This window comes from Xylanimonas allomyrinae (genome assembly GCF_004135345.1).
GTDB lineage: Bacteria > Actinomycetota > Actinomycetes > Actinomycetales > Cellulomonadaceae > Xylanimonas > Xylanimonas allomyrinae.
The window spans coordinates 3,661,335-3,678,869 of the sequence record NZ_CP035495.1 but is presented as its reverse complement, the minus strand read 5'-3'; the positions used below and the strand labels follow the sequence as shown (position 1 = coordinate 3,678,869).

At 76.0% G+C, this 17,535-nt stretch carries 17 protein-coding genes; 6 read left to right on the top strand and 11 right to left on the bottom strand.

The window, feature by feature from the left end; translation table 11 throughout:
- Positions 1-8: 8 nt before the first annotated feature.
- Positions 9-578 carry a S16 family serine protease gene (locus ET495_RS19560; protein WP_342770127.1) on the bottom strand — a complete coding sequence of 190 codons (570 nt, stop codon included), beginning with the start codon at positions 576-578 and terminating at the stop codon, positions 9-11.
- Positions 575-1,069 (bottom strand): hypothetical protein, encoded by a 495-nt coding sequence (locus ET495_RS19555; protein WP_342770126.1) that lies wholly within the window; start codon positions 1,067-1,069, stop codon positions 575-577. Before ET495_RS19555 ends, ET495_RS19560 begins: the two co-directional genes overlap by 4 nt.
- 185 nt (positions 1,070-1,254) lie before the next feature.
- On the opposite strand from ET495_RS19555, the gene ET495_RS16645 reads away from it, so the two are divergent.
- Positions 1,255-2,670, top strand: a complete 1,416-nt coding sequence (locus ET495_RS16645; RefSeq protein WP_129205701.1) for a zinc-dependent metalloprotease — start codon at positions 1,255-1,257, stop codon at positions 2,668-2,670.
- On the opposite strand, the gene ET495_RS16640 is transcribed toward ET495_RS16645, so the two are convergent.
- Positions 2,671-3,231, bottom strand: coding sequence for a SprT-like domain-containing protein (locus ET495_RS16640; RefSeq protein ID WP_129206093.1), 561 nt, complete (start codon positions 3,229-3,231; stop codon positions 2,671-2,673).
- A gap of 64 nt (positions 3,232-3,295) precedes the next feature.
- Between ET495_RS16640 and ET495_RS19035 the strand changes: the two genes are divergently transcribed.
- From ET495_RS19035 to ET495_RS19025, 3 genes are all read left to right on the top strand, one after another.
- A complete protein-coding gene (locus ET495_RS19035) occupies positions 3,296-3,817 on the top strand; it encodes a hypothetical protein (RefSeq protein WP_245993167.1) in 522 nt (173 codons plus the stop codon).
- A complete protein-coding gene (locus ET495_RS19030) occupies positions 3,799-4,008 on the top strand; it encodes a hypothetical protein (RefSeq protein WP_245993166.1) in 210 nt (69 codons plus the stop codon). Before ET495_RS19035 ends, ET495_RS19030 begins: the two co-directional genes overlap by 19 nt.
- 106 nt (positions 4,009-4,114) lie before the next feature.
- Positions 4,115-4,345, top strand: coding sequence for a hypothetical protein (locus ET495_RS19025; RefSeq protein ID WP_245993165.1), 231 nt, complete (start codon positions 4,115-4,117; stop codon positions 4,343-4,345).
- 3 nt (positions 4,346-4,348) lie between these two features.
- Here the strand turns inward: ET495_RS19025 and ET495_RS16630 are convergent, their stop codons facing one another.
- From ET495_RS16630 to ET495_RS16620, 4 genes are all read right to left on the bottom strand, one after another.
- A complete protein-coding gene (locus tag ET495_RS16630) occupies positions 4,349-4,720 on the bottom strand; it encodes a WhiB family transcriptional regulator (protein WP_281276139.1) in 372 nt (123 codons plus the stop codon).
- A gap of 146 nt (positions 4,721-4,866) precedes the next feature.
- On the bottom strand, positions 4,867-5,046 hold the full coding sequence (locus ET495_RS16625) for a hypothetical protein (protein WP_129205700.1): 180 nt from the start codon (positions 5,044-5,046) through the stop codon (positions 4,867-4,869).
- 115 nt (positions 5,047-5,161) lie between these two features.
- Positions 5,162-5,398 carry an HRDC domain-containing protein gene (locus tag ET495_RS19800; RefSeq protein ID WP_425471164.1) on the bottom strand — a complete coding sequence of 79 codons (237 nt, stop codon included), beginning with the start codon at positions 5,396-5,398 and terminating at the stop codon, positions 5,162-5,164.
- Between the two features lie 14 nt (positions 5,399-5,412).
- The gene (locus ET495_RS16620; RefSeq protein ID WP_425471163.1) at positions 5,413-7,239 is read right to left on the bottom strand and encodes an ATP-dependent helicase; all 1,827 of its coding nucleotides are present in this window, start codon (positions 7,237-7,239) and stop codon (positions 5,413-5,415) included.
- 55 nt (positions 7,240-7,294) lie between these two features.
- Here ET495_RS16620 and ET495_RS16615 point away from each other — a divergent pair, with 55 nt between their 5' ends.
- Positions 7,295-7,564: a mycoredoxin gene (locus ET495_RS16615; RefSeq protein ID WP_129205699.1), complete on the top strand. Its 270-nt coding sequence runs from the start codon at positions 7,295-7,297 to the stop codon at positions 7,562-7,564.
- A gap of 228 nt (positions 7,565-7,792) precedes the next feature.
- Here ET495_RS16615 and nudC read toward each other — a convergent pair whose 3' ends face one another.
- The gene (gene nudC / locus ET495_RS16610) at positions 7,793-8,833 is read right to left on the bottom strand and encodes an NAD(+) diphosphatase (RefSeq protein WP_245993163.1); all 1,041 of its coding nucleotides are present in this window, start codon (positions 8,831-8,833) and stop codon (positions 7,793-7,795) included.
- Positions 8,834-9,252: 419 nt separating this feature from the next.
- Here nudC and ET495_RS16605 point away from each other — a divergent pair, with 419 nt between their 5' ends.
- Complete coding sequence (locus ET495_RS16605) at positions 9,253-10,038, top strand: phosphotransferase (RefSeq protein ID WP_245993162.1); 786 nt, start codon at positions 9,253-9,255, stop codon at positions 10,036-10,038.
- 10 nt (positions 10,039-10,048) lie between these two features.
- On the opposite strand, the gene ET495_RS19550 is transcribed toward ET495_RS16605, so the two are convergent.
- From ET495_RS19550 to ET495_RS16595, 3 genes are read right to left on the bottom strand one after another with little or no spacing between them, the layout of a single operon-like run.
- The gene (locus tag ET495_RS19550; protein ID WP_342770125.1) at positions 10,049-12,055 is read right to left on the bottom strand and encodes a 3'-5' exonuclease; all 2,007 of its coding nucleotides are present in this window, start codon (positions 12,053-12,055) and stop codon (positions 10,049-10,051) included.
- A 14-nt stretch (positions 12,056-12,069) separates the two neighbouring features.
- Positions 12,070-13,806 carry an ATP-dependent helicase gene (locus ET495_RS19545; protein ID WP_342770124.1) on the bottom strand — a complete coding sequence of 579 codons (1,737 nt, stop codon included), beginning with the start codon at positions 13,804-13,806 and terminating at the stop codon, positions 12,070-12,072.
- Positions 13,803-17,381, bottom strand: coding sequence for a UrvD/REP family ATP-dependent DNA helicase (locus ET495_RS16595; RefSeq protein WP_245993159.1), 3,579 nt, complete (start codon positions 17,379-17,381; stop codon positions 13,803-13,805). The genes ET495_RS19545 and ET495_RS16595 overlap by 4 nt, the downstream gene beginning before the upstream one ends.
- Positions 17,382-17,535 lie beyond the last annotated feature (154 nt).

Genomic DNA, 17,535 nt, shown 5'->3' with positions numbered 1-17,535 from the left:
GGGTGCGGTCAGCACGTCGGCAGCGACGCTCCCTCGCCTGCCCCGATCGCGGTGATCGCGTGGCGCGCCTCGGCGAGCGTCGAGACCTGGACGACCCGCAAGCCGTCGGGCACCCTGCCGACGACCTCGCCACAGTTGCTCTCGGGCGCGAGGAACCAGTCGGCGCCGTCGCGCACCGCGCCGTGCATCTTCTGCTCGATGCCGCCGATCGGGCCGACGGCGCCGTCGACGTCGATCGTTCCCGTGCCCGCGACGACCTGGCCGTTGAGCTCGTCCTCGGGCGTGAGCCGGTCGATGATGGCGAGCGCGAACATCATGCCGGCGCTCGGCCCGCCGATGTCCTCGATCCGGATGGCGACGTCGATCGGGAAGTCGAAGGTCGAGGAGACGAGCACGCCGAGCGCCGCGCGCCGCCCTCCGTCGGGCGTCGTCCCGTCGGTCGTGGTGATGGTGAGGTCGGTGCGCGTGCCGTCGCGGTCCACGCCGAGCACGACGTCCGATCCGGGCGTGACGGCCGCGAGGTCGGAGAGCAGGTCGCCGTAGGTGGTGATGGCCGCGCCGTCGAGCGTCCGGATCACGTCGCCCTCGGCGACGATCCCTCGGCGGGCGAGCCGGCCGGAGCGCCGGCGATCGTCAGCTTCGCGGGCACGGTGTACCCCAGCTCGGTCAGGGCGGCGGCGGTCGCCGACTGCTGCGACGTCGTCATCTGCTGCTGGCCCTGCTGCTGTTGCTCCTGCTGCGTGATCCCCACCGGGAACACCGCCTCGGCCGGCAGGACCGCTCGCTGCGGCGAGGCCCACGCGGCCAGGACATCGGCCGCGAACACGTCGCTCACCGGCCCTCCGCCCACGGAGACCGTCGTCAGCCGCAGCTCGCCCGACGGCGGGTAGGTCGTCGCGCCCGAGATCTCGACGAGCGGTACGTCGTTCTGCTCCCCCAGAGTGTCCTCGGTCGGGCCCGGGCCGCGTACCACGAAGCCCGTGGGCAGCACGAGCGCGGCGGCGGCGAGCGCGGCGGTCGCCAGGAAGGAACCGGCCAGCAGTCGAGTGCGAGGTTCGGTCGACGTCACCGACCCATCATCCCCGCTCCCGCCGACACGACCCCTCCGGTGGCCCGAACTCCGCTCCGCTGTGGGCGAAAGGGGGAACCGGGAGAGCCTTCGCGTCGTCGTCGTGGTTACGGTGAACACGACCCGAGACGCGCTCGGGGCGGCACCCCCACGCACCGACGCACCGACGCACCCAGGAGTCCCCGATGACCCACTCCGACGACGCCGACGACCGCGAGCGCCAGCTGCGCGAGATGCTGAGCCAGCTCTTCGGCGAGCGCGCCGACGAGGTGCTGGAGCAGATGCGCGCGCAGGGGCTGGACCCCGCGGCGTTCGCCGGCGACGGTCCGCTGCCCGACGCGGCGGCCGTCCAGCAGGCGCTCGCCCAGGTGCAACGGCTGCTGTCGACGCCGGGCGACGGTCCGGTGAACACCGGTGTCGCCCACGACCTGGCACGCCAGGTCGCGGTCGCCGAGGGCGACCCGTCGCTCACGGCCGCCGACGCGAAGGCGGCGACCGACGCGCTGAGCGTCGCCGAGCTGTGGCTCGACGCGGCGACGACGCTCGCGCCGTCGGGCGGCCAGGCGCACGCCTGGAGCCGTTCGGAATGGGTCGAGGCGACGCTGCCGGCCTGGAGCCTGCTGGTCGCGCCCGTGGCGGCGTCGATGGCGGACGCGCTGGCCACCGTGCTGGGCGACCAGCTCGGCGACGACGTCGACGTGAGCCTGCGGCTGCCCGGTATGACGGGCCAGAGCGAGGTGCTCGGGCTGGAGCAGCTCGGCCTGGGTGGTCTCGAGCCGGCGCAGGTCCTGCGGCGGCTGGGGGCCGCGGCGTTCGGCATGCAGGTGGGTCAGGCCGCAGGCACGTTGTCGCGCGAGGTGTTCGGCGCGACCGACGTCGGGCTGCCGCTGCTGCCCGGTCCGGGGACGGCGCTGCTGCCCACGAACGTCGCCCAGTTCGCCGAGGGCCTCGACGCCCCGCTCGAGGAGGTGCGGCTGTTCCTCGCGGTGCGCGAGGCGGCCCACGCCCGCCTGTTCACGCACGTGCCGTGGGTGCGCGCGCACCTGCTCGGCCTGGTGGACCGGTACGCGCGCGGCATCACGATCGACCTCGACACGCTCGAGCAGCAGGTCCGCGACGTCGACCCGTCCGACCCGGACCAGCTCCGGCGCGCGCTCTCGGGCGGGGGCGTGTTCGGCGTGCAGCCGACGGCCGAGCAGAAGGCGACGCTGCTGCGGCTCGAGACGGCGTTGGCCCTGGTGGAGGGCTGGGTCGACGAGGTCGCCACGCAGGCGGCGCTGGCGCACCTGCCGCACGCGGTCCCGCTGCGGGAGATGGTGCGCCGACGGCGTGCGGCGGGCGGGCCGGCCGAGCAGACGTTCGCGTCGCTCGTGGGGCTGGAGCTGCGGCCGCGGCGCTCGCGCGATGCGGCCGCCCTGTTCGCGCACGTCTACACGGCGGGCGGGGTCGAGCGACGCGACGCCGTGTGGGACCACCCCGACCTGCTGCCGGGCCCGGGCGACCTGGACGACCCGGCGGGGTACCTCGCGCGGCGCGCGGCGCAGGCGATCGCCGACACCGAGCTCGACGCGGCGCTGGCCGACCTGCTGGGCGACGAGTGATCAGTCGTCCTGGACGAAGGTGACACCGTCCAGGAACCCGCGCGCGCGGTCGGTGCGGGGGTAGGCCTCCAGCAGGCGCCAGAACTCCGGGCCGTGCCCTGCGTGCAGCAGGTGGGCGAGCTCGTGCAGCAGCACGTAGTCGAGCACCCAGGACGGCATGCCCTGCACGCGCGTGGAGATGCGGATCGACCGGTCGACGAGCGTGCACGATCCCCAGCGGCGGCCCTGGTTGGTCGACCACCGCACGCTCGAGGGGTCCGCTCTGCCGTCGAGGTAACGCTCGGACAGCTCGCGTGCCCGGGCGATGAGCTCGCCGTCGCTCGGCCGGCGCCGGCGTTCCTTGCTCTCCAGGCGCGCCAGCATCTTGGCGACCCACTCCTGCTCCTGGGCGCGGGAGAACCGCGCCGGGATGGCGACGATGGTGCGGTCGCCCTCCCGGTAGGCGCTGACCGTCGCGGTCCGGCGCCGGCTGCGGCGGACCTCGACGGACGGCGGCGCGTCGTGGGGCACGCCCCGACCGTACCGAAATGTTCCCGTCCTGTGGTCATTCACACACCGCATCCGCACATTCGTGGCCTGTGGACGATTCCAGCCGCGCGCACGACGCACCTGGCACGCTGGCACCGTGACCACGGACCAGACTGACGCAGACCTGCCGCTGGCTCGGCTTCGGATGCGTACCGGCATGCCCGTGCTCGACCGTGGACAGGGCGAGGTGCAGCTCGGCACCGACCCGCGGTGGGCGCTGCGCCTGGCCGGCCTCGAGGCGGCCGAGGTGGCGTGGCTGCGCGAGCTCGCGACCCGGCGCCACACGTCGCCCGTCGCCGCGGCGGCACGGCTGGGCGTGGAACCGGAGCGGTGCGAGGCGATCGCCGCCGTGCTGAGCCGCGGCGGGTTCCTGCTGCCGGCCGATCCCGGGGGCACCGCGGCGGTACGCGCCGTCGGGAACGGTGCCGCCGACGCGCCCGCGCTGGGCGCGCTGCGGCCCGACGGGGCAGGTCGCGCGACGCTCGCCCGCCGGGCCCGGGCCGCCGTCGCGGTGACCGGCCCGGACGGCTCGGTGCCGTCGTCGCCGTCCAGCTCGCCACGGCCGGGGTCGGCACGATCATCGTCCCCGACGCCTCCCCCGTGCAGACGACCGACCTAGGACTGGGCGCCTACGTGGCCGACGACGTCGGGCGCCCGCGCCGCGACGCGATCGCCGACGCTGTCGCGCGCGTCGCCTCACGCACCCTGGTGCGGCCCGACGGCGTCGCCGACGTCGTCGTCCTGGTCGAGGCGCACGCGCCGATGCCCGCGCGCTACACGCGCCTGATGGGGAAGGGGTGGCGCACCTGACCGTGACCGTGCGCGAGGCCGATGTCGTCGTCGGACCGTTCGTGCTGCCGGGGGTCACGCCGTGCGCGCGGTGCGCCGACCTGCACCACGCCGACGAGGATCCGGCGTGGCCGGCGCTCGCCGCCCAGCTGCGGGCGGCTCCCCGCCGCCGCACGAGACGGCGCTCGCCGCAGGTGCGGCGGCGGTCGCGAGCGCTCAGGTGCTCGCGCACCTCGACGGGACGCGCCCGGCCGCGGCAGGGGCCCTCGTCGAGCTCGCGCTGCCGCAGGTGCTGCCGGTCGCGCGCCCGCTGCGCGCGCACCGGCGGTGCGGCTGCATGACCCTCAGCCGTGAATGAGGGTCATGCAGCCGCGGCCTCCGACTTGCGGGGCCGCCCGCGGCCCCGCTTGCGGGCCACGATCACGCCGTCGACGAAGACCTCGCCGCCCCACACGCCCCACGGCTCGGCGCGCTCGACGGCGCCCGCGAGACAGCCCGCGATCAGGGGGCAGGTGCGGCACAGGGCCTTGGCCTGTTCGACCTGGGCGGTGTGCTCGGCGAACCACAGCTCCGGGTCGTGCGTGCGGCAGGGCAGGACGCTCTGCATGACGGCGTCGAACGCCGCGTCGACGCCCGCGCTCTCGGCGACGGGCAGGGGTTGGTGGGGAGTCCAGGCGGCGGAACCTGGGGCCGTCTCCAGGTAACGCTCGTCCAGCAGGTGCGCGAGTCGCACGGTCTTCCTCCGTCAGGTGCTGAAAGCTGTCTGTGGCTCTTTCAGGACCTGCGGAACGGGCCGTTCTCATCGAGATCTCGTCGAGATCCGCTCAAGAGAGAACGAAGGCCGCGGGTCCTGGGAGGACTCCGCGGCCTGGATCCGGGCTAGGCCGGACTTCTCCCAGGAGCGGAGTCGGGTGCGGGGGCGAGGCGGTCGCCGTCGATCCAGGTGTGCGTGACGCCGGCGCGATCGTTGGCGCGGCGACGCAGGCGGATAGACAGACCCGTGCCCAGTGCATGCGTTGGCACGGCGAATGCCGCCATCGTCTTGTCGTTGGTCTCCACTGCTTCCACCTCCTTCGCGCGCTCGGGCGCTCGCCTCTCGGCGTGCGCCGCCTCCGTCAGGGACTCTCCGAGGATAGAGCGTCCGACGCCGAACGCCACCTCTTTTTCGGCTTTCTCATCGCGTCGTGTTTCCCGCGCCGCCCGCGCGTGCCACGACGGCCAGCACCGCGGCCCCGTAGCGGTCGATCTTGGCAGGTCCGATGCCATGAATCCGCGCCAGCTGCATCGTCGTCGACGGGCGAACCTCCGCGACCGCTGCCAGCACCGCGTCGCTGAGCACCGTGTAGGCGGGCTTGTCGATCTCGGCCGCGACCTGCCGCCGCCAGTCGCGCAGCGCCTCGAAGAGCGTCACGTCATGCTCGCCCGTCAGCAGGTCGCGGGCGCGGGTCCGCTCGGCCCCGGGCGACGGCCGCCGCCCGGCTCGGGCCACAGGCCGTCGAGGAACCGGGTGCGCTTGCGGGTCGCGCGGCCACCGGGCGTGCGCGAACGGGCGAACGACACCTCCAGGTGGACCCGCGCGCGCGTCACCCCGACGTACAGCAGGCGCCGCTCCTCGGCGACGGCCGCGTCCGTCTCCGCGAGCGAGATCGGCATGAGCCCCTCGCTCATCCCCGCGAGGAACACGGCGTCCCACTCCAGGCCCTTGGCCGCGTGCAGCGACGCGAGCGTCACGCCCTCGACCGTCGGGGCATGCTGCGCCGCCGCACGCTCCTCGAGCTCGGCGACCAGGCTGGCCACGGTGGCCTGGGCCCCCGGCCGGCTCGCACGCGCGAGATCGTCGGCGAGCGCGACCAGCGCCGCCATCGCGTCCCAGCGCTCGCGTGCGGCACCGCGCGCGGCCAGCGGGTCGGGCGACCAGCCGACCGACGTCAGGACGTCACGCACCTGCTCGGGCATCGGCTGGTCCGGGTCCGCCGACCGGGCCGCCCCACGCAGCAGCACGACGGCGTCGCGCACCTCCTTGCGCTGGAAGAACCGCTCGCCGCCGCGCACCTGGTAGCCGATCCCCGCGTCGGCCAGCGCGGCCTCGAACGCCTCCGACTGGGCGTTGGTGCGGTACAGGACCGCGATCTCGCTCGGGCGCGTCCCGGTCGCGATCAGCCGCCCCGCCTTCGCGGCGACACCCGCCGCCTCCGCGTCGTCGTCGTCATAGGCCACGAAGCTCACCGGCGGGCCCGGCGGGCGCTGCGCGCGCAGCTCCAGCGCGCCCGTCACGCGGCCGCGGCGCAGCACCTCGTTGGCGACGCCGACGACCTGCGGCGTCGAGCGGTAGTCGCGCACCAGGCGGACCTCCTGCGCGGCGGGGAACCGGCGACGGAACCCCAGCAGGTAACGCGGGGTGGCGCCCGCGAACGAGTAGATGGTCTGCGACGGGTCGCCCACGACGCACAGCTCGGTGCGGTCGCCCAGCCACTGGTCCAGCAGGAACTGCTGCAAGGGCGAGACGTCCTGGTACTCGTCGACCACGAAGTGCCGGTACTGGGCCCGCACCTCCTCGGCGATCGCACGGTTCTCGGCCAGGATGCCCGCGAGGATCTGCAGCACGTCCTCGAAGTCGATGACACCGCGCTCGGACTTGACGTCCTCGTACGCCGTCGCCAGCCGGGCCACCTGATGGTGGTCGAAGCCCGCCGGCGCTGGCCGGCCGTCCGCGAGCGCCCGGCGCTCGTAGTCCTCGGGGCCGACCAGGCTCACCTTGGCCCACTCGATCTCCGAGGCCAGGTCGCGCACGGCCACCCGGTCCACGCTCACGCCCACCAGCCGCGCGGCCTCAGCGACCAGCTGCGCCTTGTGCTCCACGATCCGGTTCGGCGCCCCGCCGATGACGCGCGGCCAGAAATACCCGAGCTGCCGCAGCGCCGCCGCGTGGAAGGTTCGTGCCTGCACGCCCGCCACGCCCAGCTCGCGCAGGCGGGTGCGCAGCTCCCCCGCCGCGCGCGCCGTGAAGGTCACGGCCAGCACCGCCGTCGGCTTGTAGACGCCGGCGCGCACGCCGTAGGCGATGCGGTGGGTGATCGCGCGCGTCTTGCCCGTGCCCGCGCCCGCGAGCACGACGACGGGCCCGTGCAGCGCCGTCGCGACCTCGCGCTGCTCGGGGTCGAGGGCGTCGAGGATCGCATCGGGAAGGTCGGGCGCACCAGGGACCGCCCCGGGAAGACCTGGGGCGCTGTCGGAGTTGGTCGAGGCGGACATCGCTGCGATTCTTGCAGCCGCATCCGACACCACCACCGACCCCGACGGAGGACACATGACCGGCGCCACCCCGACACTGCCCGACCCCGGCACCATCACGATGTACTCGACCACCTGGTGCGGGTACTGCCGCCGCCTGCGCACCCAGCTCGACTCTGTCGGCATCGGTTACACCGTGATCGACATCGAGGAGCGGCCCGAGACGGCGGCGTTCGTCGAGCAGGTCAACGGAGGCAACCGCACCGTGCCCACCGTCGTCTACCCGGACGGCACCGCGGCGACCAACCCGTCGCTCGCCGACGTCAAGAAGGCGCTCGCGTCGTAACCACGGTCGTCGGCCCGCGCAGGTCGTGGAGCACGGTCGGCCGTCACCCAGAACGTGGCCCGGCGAGACCCCAGGCCCAGGTCGGCGCGGGCCGGTGCGTGACATCGCGCCCGGCGTCGCGACGCCGCGCACCACGGCGTCCGGCGCCGAGGTGTCTCCCGGCCACGCACGCACCGGGCCTGTCACGCACCGGGCCTGTCACGCACCGACCGGTCACGCACCGACCGGTCACGCACCGGGCAGGGACGCCCCGAACCACTCCTCGATGAGCGCCCGCGCGATCGACAGGCGCGTCGGCAGCACGACCTCTCCCGTCCGCACCCGCTCCGACAGTTCCGCGCGCGTGAACCAGCGCGCCTGGGTGAGCTCGACGCCGTCCGGAGCCGGGTCGGCTGCCGTCCCCGCGACCCGCGCCCGGAAGCCGAGCATGAGCGACGCCGGGAACGGCCACGCCTGCGAACCGCGGTAGACGACGTCGTCGCGCCCGTCGCAGACGCTCAGCCCGACCTCCTCGGCGACCTCGCGGCGCACCGCCTGTTCCAGGCTCTCGCCCGGCTCGACGAACCCGGCCAGCGTCGAGAACCTGTGCGCCGGCCAGTGCGCCGCGTGCCCCAGGAGGAGTCGCTCGTCGTCGTCGACGACCGCCATGATCACAGCGGGGTCGGTGCGCGGGTACAGCTCGCGGTCCTCGACCGGGCACCAGCGCACCCAGCCCGCGGCGCGCACCTGGGCGGGCGCACCGCAGCGCGGGCAGAACGCGTGCACCGCATGCCAGTTCGCGAGCGCGACGGCCTCGGTGGCCAGCCCCTGCTCCAGGTCGTCGAGATGGTCGAGGTCGCGCAAGGTCGCCCATCCGGGTACGACGTCGAGCGTGGCGAGCGCCGCGTCCGTCTGCGGGAGTGCGAGCGCGACGTACGCGACGCCGTCGTGCTCACCGAGGTAGAGCCACAGGGGCGGCTCCTGCTCGCGGGGGGTGTCACGGGCGACGTCCGCCGGGTCGTCGGCGGCGTCCGGCCGCGGGGGCGGCGTCGGCGCCGGGTCCGCGGGCGCCGGCAGTCCCGCCGGGCCACGCCACGCGAGCCTCGCCCGGCCACCGGCGTCTGCGACCGAGAGGCGGTCGCCGTGCACCAGGAGCACGCGGGTCGCCGCGTCGGCGTACAGGCTGGGCAGCAGGCCGGCGCGGTCACGACGCTCGGCCGCACGGTCGTGGCGGGCGCGAGCGAGCGGCAGGTCGAGCGCGGCGACGACGGGCACAGGGCTGGCAGGCACAGGGCTGGCAGGCACAGGGACGGCAGGCACAGGGACGGCAGGCACAGGGACAGCAGGGACGGCAGGCACAGGGACGGCGGGCACGGTTCGACCGTAGCCGCTGCCCCCGTGGCCCGGAAGCGCCGTCATGCCCGCTCCGGGCACCGCGTCGGCGGTCGGCACACGCTGCCCGGAGCGGCCCGCCCGGGCGGGCGCGCCGCGCGAACGCCACGACTCGGGCGGCGCATCCTTCGACACGCCCACGGGATCACTGACCGTGCTGCGACCGCGACTACGGTGGGGCACGTGTCACGATCTGCCCTCGCCCTCGCCGCGCTCGCCACGGCTGCCGTGCCCGGCCTCGACGCCCGCGCGGTCAGGCAGGAGGACACGCCCGGGGACTACGACGTCGCCGTGGTCACGGCGGCAGACGGCGTGCAGTGGGAGGTGCGCGCGCCACGCTCGGCGATGGCAGGAGCCGCGCTCGAGGCCGAGATGGAACTGCTCGAGTCGCTGCACCTGTACCAGGAGGCGGGTGTGCTGCCCTTCACCGTGCCGCGCGTCGCCGGGTCGGCGCTGCTGCCCGAGGGCGGACGGGCGATCGTCCACCGGCACATCGACGGGCAACGCCTCGACATCGAGTCCCTCGCCCCGGGCCAGGGCTCGCGGCCGACCTCGGACGCACGCTCGCCGCGATCCACGAGCTGCCCGTGTCGGTCATCGAGACGTGCGGTCTGCCGTCGTACACCGCGGACGTCTACCGCGAGCGCCGCCTCGTCGAGCTCGACGAGGCGGCCGCGACGGGCCGTGTCCCGACGCCGCTGCTGCGCCGCTGGGAGGCTGCTCTCGAGGACGTCGCCCTGTGGCGGTTCCGGCCCGTCGTCGTGCACGGAGACCTCGCCGCCGATCAGGTGCTCGTCGCGGGGGGTCGCGTCGCGGCCGTGACCGGATGGTCGGACGCGAGGGTCGCCGACCCTGCCGACGACCTTGCCTGGCTGCTGGTCGCGGCCCCGCCCGACGCGGTCGACTCGATCATGGAGGCCTACCAGCTCCGACGGACCGAGCTGCAGGACCCGCGTCTCGTGGACCGCGCGCTGCTCGTGGGCGAGCTCGCACTCGCCCGCTGGCTCCTGCACGGCGTGCGGCAGGGTCTGCCCGAGGTGGTGGCGGACGCCGAGGCGATGCTCACCGACCTCGACGAGGCGACCCGCGAGGACGCGTCCTGACCCCGGGCACTCACCGGCCGGTCACGATCAGCTCCTCCAGCTCCTCCTGGGTGCGCAACCGTTCGGGACGCACCGTCTCCCCCGTCACGACGTAGTGGAACGCGGCGCTCACCCGTTCGAGCGGCAGACCCGACCACCGCGACCAGGCCAGCCGGTACACCGCGAGCTGCACCTCGCGTGCCGCACGCGCGGCGGCGTCGGCAGGCGGCCGGCCCGTCTTCCAGTCGACGACGACGACGGCGTCCGGGCCGCGTTCCGGGTCGGGGAACACCGCGTCCATGCGCGAGCGGGTCATGACTCCCGCGAGCGGGGTCTCGACGTCCTGCTCGACGGCGACCGGGGTGCGTCCCGACCACTCGCTCGACAGGAAGCGTTCACGCAGGGCCTCCAGGTCCGCGTCTCCCGGCAGGTCGCCGTCGTCCGCACCCGGCAGGTCGTCGACGTCGACGAGCGACGACGCGGTGAAGTACTGCTCGATCCATTCGTGGAACCGCGTGCCGCGGCGGGCGTGGACCGTGGGCTGCGCGGGCACGGGCCGGCGCAGCTGGAGCGCGAAGGCGTCGCGGTCGGAGGCGAGCCGCACGAGGCCCGACGCCGACACGTGCGCGGGCATGACGACCTCGTGACCGGTGCGCTCGTCGCGCTCGGCCAGCAGCATGCGCGAGAGCTCGACGACGTCGTGCCCCGCACCGTCCCGCAGCACACCGGTCGGTGCGAAGACCTCGCCCGGAGCGGCGGGCCGGGCGCCGGTCCCGGATCGGGCAGCACCGGCAACCAGTGCGGCGCGCGCGCTCGCTGCGGCGTCGACGAGGGCCGCCGCCGCGCGCAGCAGGTCGCGCGGTGACCCCGTCTCGACGTCGTCGGACGCCGGCCACGACGCCGTCACCTCGTCGGCATCGCGCGGGTTGACGTCCGCCGGGCCGGGCGCCGCCGCCCACCCGTCACCGGTCACCAGACCGGCCTCGGCGAGCTCGACGAGAAACGGCGACACACGCCGTGGCTTGGCCCCCGTACCCCACCAGTGCGCCGTGAGCAGCAGCTCGCGCCGCGCCCGCGTGAACGCGACGTAGGCGAGTCGGCGCTCCTCGGCGAGCGCGTGCTCGCCCGCCGCGAGGCGGAACTCGACGCGCCGTTCCTCGAGCTCGCGCGTGTCGGCGGCGGCCTCCCAGCGGAACACCGGCAGGTCGGCCGCGTCGCCACGCAGCGGATACGGCAGGGCACCCGCGTCGGTCAGCCACGCGCTCTCGGCACGCGTCCCGGCGCTCGACTCGGCGATCGTCGGGAACACGCCGTCGACGAGGCCCGGGACGGCGACGACATCCCACTCCAGCCCTTTCGCGGCGTGCGCGGTGATGACCTGGACGGCGTCCGGGTCCGGCTCGCGCACGGGCAGGTCGAGGCCCCGCTCCTGGTTCTGCGCCACGCCGAGCCACGCGAGGAAAGCGCCCAAGGTCGCCACGTCGGCCGACTGCGCGAAGGTGGCGGCGACGTCGCGGAACGCGTCGAGGTGCTCGCGCCCGCGGCGGCTGACGCGCTCGCCCGCGTCCGGCGCGAGCGCCGCCAGGACGTCTGCGGTCGCGGCCTCGACGTCGAGGCCGAGGGCGCGCTCCGCCTGCACGACGAGCTCGGGCAGGGAGAGGTAGGTCAGCCCGCGCAGTCCGCGCAGGACGGCGCCCAGCGCGGCGAGCCGCGCGTGGCCCTCGGACGTGAGGACGCGTCCGTCCCGGGCCGCACGGCCGGGCGCGGGCAGGTCGTCGAGCGCGTCGACCAGCGAACGGTGGTCGACGACGTCGCCCTCGACGACCGCCGGTGCCGAGGCGTCGTCCGCGGTCGTCCCCTGCTGCCCGGCTGCGTGCGTGGGCTCGTCGGCGCGCGCCGCGTCGTCGCTCCGCGCGCCCTCGGCTCCGGGACCGTCCTGCGCGTGGCGCGCACCCGACGTCCGGCGCGGGTCGTCCGCGCGGGCCAGGTCGTGCGCCCAGGAGCCGAGCGCGTGCAGGTCCGCCGCGCCGAGGTTCACGCGAGGCCCGGTGATCAGGCGCAGCAGCGAGTCCCCCGCGACGGGTCGTGGACGGCTTCGAGCATCGCCACGACGTCGACCACCTCGGGGGTTGACAACAGGCCGCCCAGGCCCACGACCTCGACCGGCAGGCCACGCCGCCGCAGCGCGACCTCGACGGCCGCGAACTGCGAGCGCGCGCGGCACAGGACCGCTGCCGTGACGCGCCCGCCGGGGTGCGACCCCGGGCGCCAGCGCTCCGCCACCCACGCGGCGACGGCCTCGGCCTCCTCCTCGAGCGTCGTGGCCACGTGCGCGGTTACGGAACCAGTGCCCGCGCCCGGACGCAGGTCGAGCGGCGGGACGTGGACGGCCGGAGCCGGCACGGGCACGGGCACGCCGAGCGACGCACCGGCCGCGGCACCACTCACCGACGCGGCGTCCCCACTGCCGGCGGGCGTCGAGCCGCGCCGCAGCGGCGCCGACGCGACGTTCGCGGCCGCGAGCACCGCGGCGTCGTTGCGCCACGACGTCGACAGGTACCGCACGCCCGCGTGCCCTCCGCCGGCGCGGCGGAAGCGCTCCGGAAAGCGCGCCAGACCTGACGCCGAGGCACCCCGCCATCCGTAGATCGACTGGTGCGGGTCACCGACGGCCGTCACCGCGTGCCCGCCGCCGAACAGCCCGGCGAGCAGCTCGACCTGCGCGTACGACGTGTCCTGGTACTCGTCGAGCAGCACCACCCGGAACCGTGCCCGCTCGACCTCGCCCACGTGCGGCACCGACCGTGCGAGCTCGGCACCGAACGCGATCTGGTCGCCGAAGTCGAGCGCGTCGGCGGCCCGCTTGCGGCGGCGGTACTCGGCGACGAGGTCCAGCAGGTGACGCCGCTCGGCAAGGCTGCGCAGCAGCTTCTCGACGTCGGCGCCGCGCGAGCGCTGCCGCTTGCCGAGCGGCAACGCCTCAAGGCGCTCGAGCATCGCGTCGAGCGTGGCGCGGGCCACGTCGACCGGGACGAGATGCTCCCCCAGCTCGCCGGCGAGCGCCATGACCGCGCCGACGACGCCCGAGACCGCGCGGTCGGTGCCCAGGTCGCCGTCCCAGGAGTCGACGAGCTCGGCCGCGAGCTGCCACCGGTTGGCCTCGCCGAGCAGGCGCGACCCCGGCTCGACGCCGAGCCGCAGCCCGTGGTCGGTGACGAGCGACGCCGCGTACGCGTTGTAGGTGGCGATCGTCGGGCGCGCGAGCAGGTCGATCGGTGCGACGGCTCCCGCCGCCCGGCCCTGGGCGCGGGCGAGCTGGGCCAGGCGTGAGGTGACCCGGGTCTGCAGCTCGCCGGCGGCCTTGCGCGTGAACGTCAGGCCGAGCACCTGGTCGGGCTCGACCAGCTCGTTGGCGATGAGCCACACCACGCGGGCGGCCATCGTCTCCGTCTTGCCCGACCCGGCGCCCGCGACCACCAGGGTCGGTTCGAGCGGGGCCTCGATGACGGCTACCTGCTCGTCGGTGGGCTCGTGGCGTCCGATGAGACGTGCGATCTCGCGGGCCGTGAGGCTGGGTGCCGGTCCCGGTCCCGGCGCCGGGGCGGGGGCCGCGACGTCGGACCCTGCTGCACCGGGGTCCGCCTGGGGTTCGACGGCATCGAGCGCGGCGGGGCCGCTGCCCGCGGCCCGCGCAGCCGCGGCGCCGAGCGCCGACCAGTCGCCGAGCGTGACGCCGTCGGCGTCCGGGTCGATCTCGTCGAACCCGAGCTGGTTCTCGTCGCGGCTCACGCGACCACGCCCCTTCCTTCAGGCTGCAACGGGCACGAGCGGCGCACCGGGCACATCGGGCACAGGTCGTTGGTGTGTGCCGCGAACCGCGCCGCGGCCATGGAGTCCGCCGCGCCCTCGACGAGCGCCCGCGCCCAGCTCGACCCGTCGGGCTCGGGGGCGAGCGCGCTCTGCTCGCGCAGCGACGCCGAGACGGTGTCGGTGCCGACGTACACCAGGCGCGCGCCCGCGCTGCGGGTGCCGTCGGGCAGGCCGAGCGCCCCGGCCTCGACGGCAAGCTGGTAGGCGCCGAGCTGGGGGTGCTCGGCCGCCTTGTCCTTGGTCGGGGCGCTCCGCCCGGTCTTGAGGTCCGCCACCAGCGCGGCGCCCGCGCCGGCGTCCTCGACCCGGTCGATCTTGCCGCGCAGCCGCGCGCGCCCCACCTCGAGGTCGAACGCGGCCTCGACGGCCAGCGGCGTCCCGGCATCCCCGAGGTAGCCGGCGAGCCGCTCGATCATCCGGTCCGCGCGCTTGCGCAGCTGCCGCGCCGGCCAGCCCGGCGGCAGGGCGAGCTGGGGCCAGCGCCGGTCCAGCTCGGCCTTGAGCTCGTGCAGCGACCCCGTGGGCAGGTCCTCCGCGATCGCGTGGACCAGCGTGCCGAGCGTCTGGCTGGTGTCGTCCGCGGCCGTGCCACCCGCGGCCTCGAACGCCCAGCGCAGCGCGCACGTGGTGACGGTCTCGACCTTCGACGGCGACACCGGAACCACCGCGTCGTCGCTCCACAGCGCCCCGTCGCTCGACGCTCCGGCCACGCCGTACCAGGTGCGCGGGTCGGCCTCGGGGACGCCCGCGGCCGCGAGATCGGCGAGCAGAGCCGCCGCGACGCTCGCCTCCGTGGTCCCCTGACCGGGGTCGGAACCCCCGGAGCCGACGGCCTGGCACGCGGCGCCCAGGGCGTCGCCGTCGGGCCCGGGCGTGCGCGCCGCCGCGGCCCGCACGAGCACCGCGCGCGCCGTCGCGACGACGCCGCGCAGGTCGAGCGGGGCGTCCACCTCGACTCGCCGCGAGTCGCGCTCCTCGTCCTCCCCGTCGGGCGGCTCGACGAGGTCGCAGAACACGCTCGGCGCGTCCTCGGCGTCCTCGACCGCGGTGACCAGCAGCCGTCGGCGCGCGCGCGAGGTCGCGACCGCGAACGCACGCAGCTCGTCCGCGAGCACCTGCGAACGCGCCTCGGGGCCGAGCCCGTGCGCGTCCTGCGAGCGGCCCGCCAGCAGCTCGACCAATGCCTGCGACCCGAGCAACGAGTCACGCAGCCGCAGATCGGGCCAGACGCCGTCCTGCACGCCCGCGACCACGACCACGTCCCACTCGCGCCCGGCGGCGCCCGCGGGCGTGAGCGCCTCGACGGCACGTGCACCCACGGCCGCGGCCGCCAGCGAGTCGGCAGGCAGGTCCTGCGAGTCGAGATAGTCAACGAAGGCGGCGACGGGCGCGCCCGGGAGCCTGTCGACATAGGTCTCGGCGGCACGGAAGAGGGCGAGCACGGCGTCGAGGTCACGGTCCGCGCGCGCACCGGCCGGTCCGCCCGCGAGCGCGTTGTCACGCCACCGGTCGGCCAGCCCCGTCGCATGCCACACGGCCCACAGCACCGTCTGCGCCGTCGCGCCCGGCTCGCCCGCCGCGGCGCGCCCGGCGGCGAGCACGCGCGCGACCGCCGTCGGCCCGCGGCGCACCGCGGCCGGCAGGCTCGCCGCGCGCGCCGGGTCCCCGAGCACCTCGACCAGCAGCGCGTCGGACGAGCGCCCGCCTCCCCCGTCGAGCTCCTCGGCGCGCAGCGCCCGGCGCAGGCGACGCAGCGCGACGGCGTCGAGCCCGCCGACGGGCGACGTCAGCAACGCGGCGGCAGTGGCGGGGTCGAGCAGCGCGAACGCAGGTGGAGCGGCCTCGACGCCCGTGGAGCGGGAAGGGTCACCGTCGACGGCCGCAACGGCGCCGTCCGCGCGGCCGCCGGCGTCGGTGCCGGCGGCCGTGGCACGGCCGCCCGCGAGGTCGTCGAGCACCGCCTCCAGGCTGCCCGGCGGCGGCCCGGCGCTCACGCGCAGCGCGGCGAGCAGCGGCGCCACCGCGGGCTCGTCGCGCAGCGGCACGTCAGAGCCGAGCAGGGCGACCGGCACGGACGCGGCGACGAGGTCGCGCCGCAACGCCGCGAGCCGATCACCCGTGCGTGCCACGACGGCCATGCGCTCCCAGGGCGTGCCGTGCACCAGGTGCTCGGCACGCAGCTCACGGGCGATGTACGCGGCCTCCTGCGAGGTCCCCGCGAGCACCGCGACGGCCACCCCCGACGGGGCGTCGGCACCGCCGGGGGTGGTCTCCGCCGCTCCGGCGGACGGTTCCCCGTCGGCGTGAGGCCCGATGCGCGACACACCGTCGTCAGAGCCGGGCACACCATCAGGCACGCCACCAGGCACGCCGCCGACGTCCGGCGAGGCCGCGCTCCCGGCACCGGCGACATCCATCCCGCCACGACCGTCCCGCTCCTCCGCGGCCGCCGCCCCGCGCTGGAGCGGCCCGCCGACCGTCGGGATACGTGAGGTGACGGCCCGCGTCACCTCACGCAAGACCTCCGTCTGCCGCCAGACCGTGCCGAGCACGACGACGTCGGCGTCGAACGCACCCGACGACACCCCGGGGGCCGCCGCCCGCCCGACCAGCCCGGGTGTCGCACCGCGGAACCCCTGCACGGCAGAGTCCGGGTCGGCGAGCAGCACGAGCCGCGCCCCGTCGGCTCCCGCCGTCGACGTGCCGTGACGCCCCGATCCGTGCAGCACGCGCAGCAGGCGGGCGGTCGCGACGGTCGCCTCCTGGTAGTCGTCGACGACGACGAGGTCCCACCCCGGCCGGGCGCCTCCCGGCACCTCCTCGTCCCACGCCGCGAGCGCCTGCGCCGCCTCGTCGATCACCACCGCGGGGTCGTAGCGCGCGCCGGAGTCGGGCGTGCCCGCGCGCAGGGACGTGACGTCCAGGTACTCCTCGTAGAGCTGGGCCGCCATGCGCCACTCGGGGCGCGCGTGCGCCCGCCCCAGCTCGGCGAGGTCGGCGGGCCCGACGCCGCGCTCGGCCGCGCGCATGAGCAGGTCCCGCAGCTCCTGGCGGAACCCGCGCAGACCCAGCGCCTCCTCGGGCAGGCCGTCGGGCACCAGCAGCGCCGTCCCCTCACCCTCCAGGTGGCCGGCCAGCAGCTCACCGAGCACCAGGTCCTGCTCGGGACCCGAGACGAGGGTCGGCGGGGGCTCGCCCACCGCGGCCGCACGCGTCCGCAGCACGGCGAACGCCGCGGACGCCGCCGTCCGCACCATGGGCGCGCCGATCGTGCGGCCGGAGGCCGAGGCCACCTGGTCGCGCAGGCGGGCGGCCCCGCGCCGTGACGCGGCGAGCACCAGCACCCGCGCGGGATCGAGCCCCCACGTGGTCACGGCCTCGACGGCGACCGCCGCGGCCAGCGTGGTCCGCCCCGTGCCGGGTGCCCCCGCGACGAGCAGCGCCGACGCCGTCCGCGCCGCCTCGAGCGCGGCCCGCTGCGTGCGGTCGAGCACGACGCCGGCCCCGGCAGGGGCCGGCGCGACGAGCCGGGGGCGGAGTCGATCGGCATGCCGCACATCCGACCACGCGCCACCGACAACGGGCTGCGCCGGGACCCGGCACGCCCGGACGGCCCTCGGCACGCCGCTCCCGTCACCCCGTCAGGGC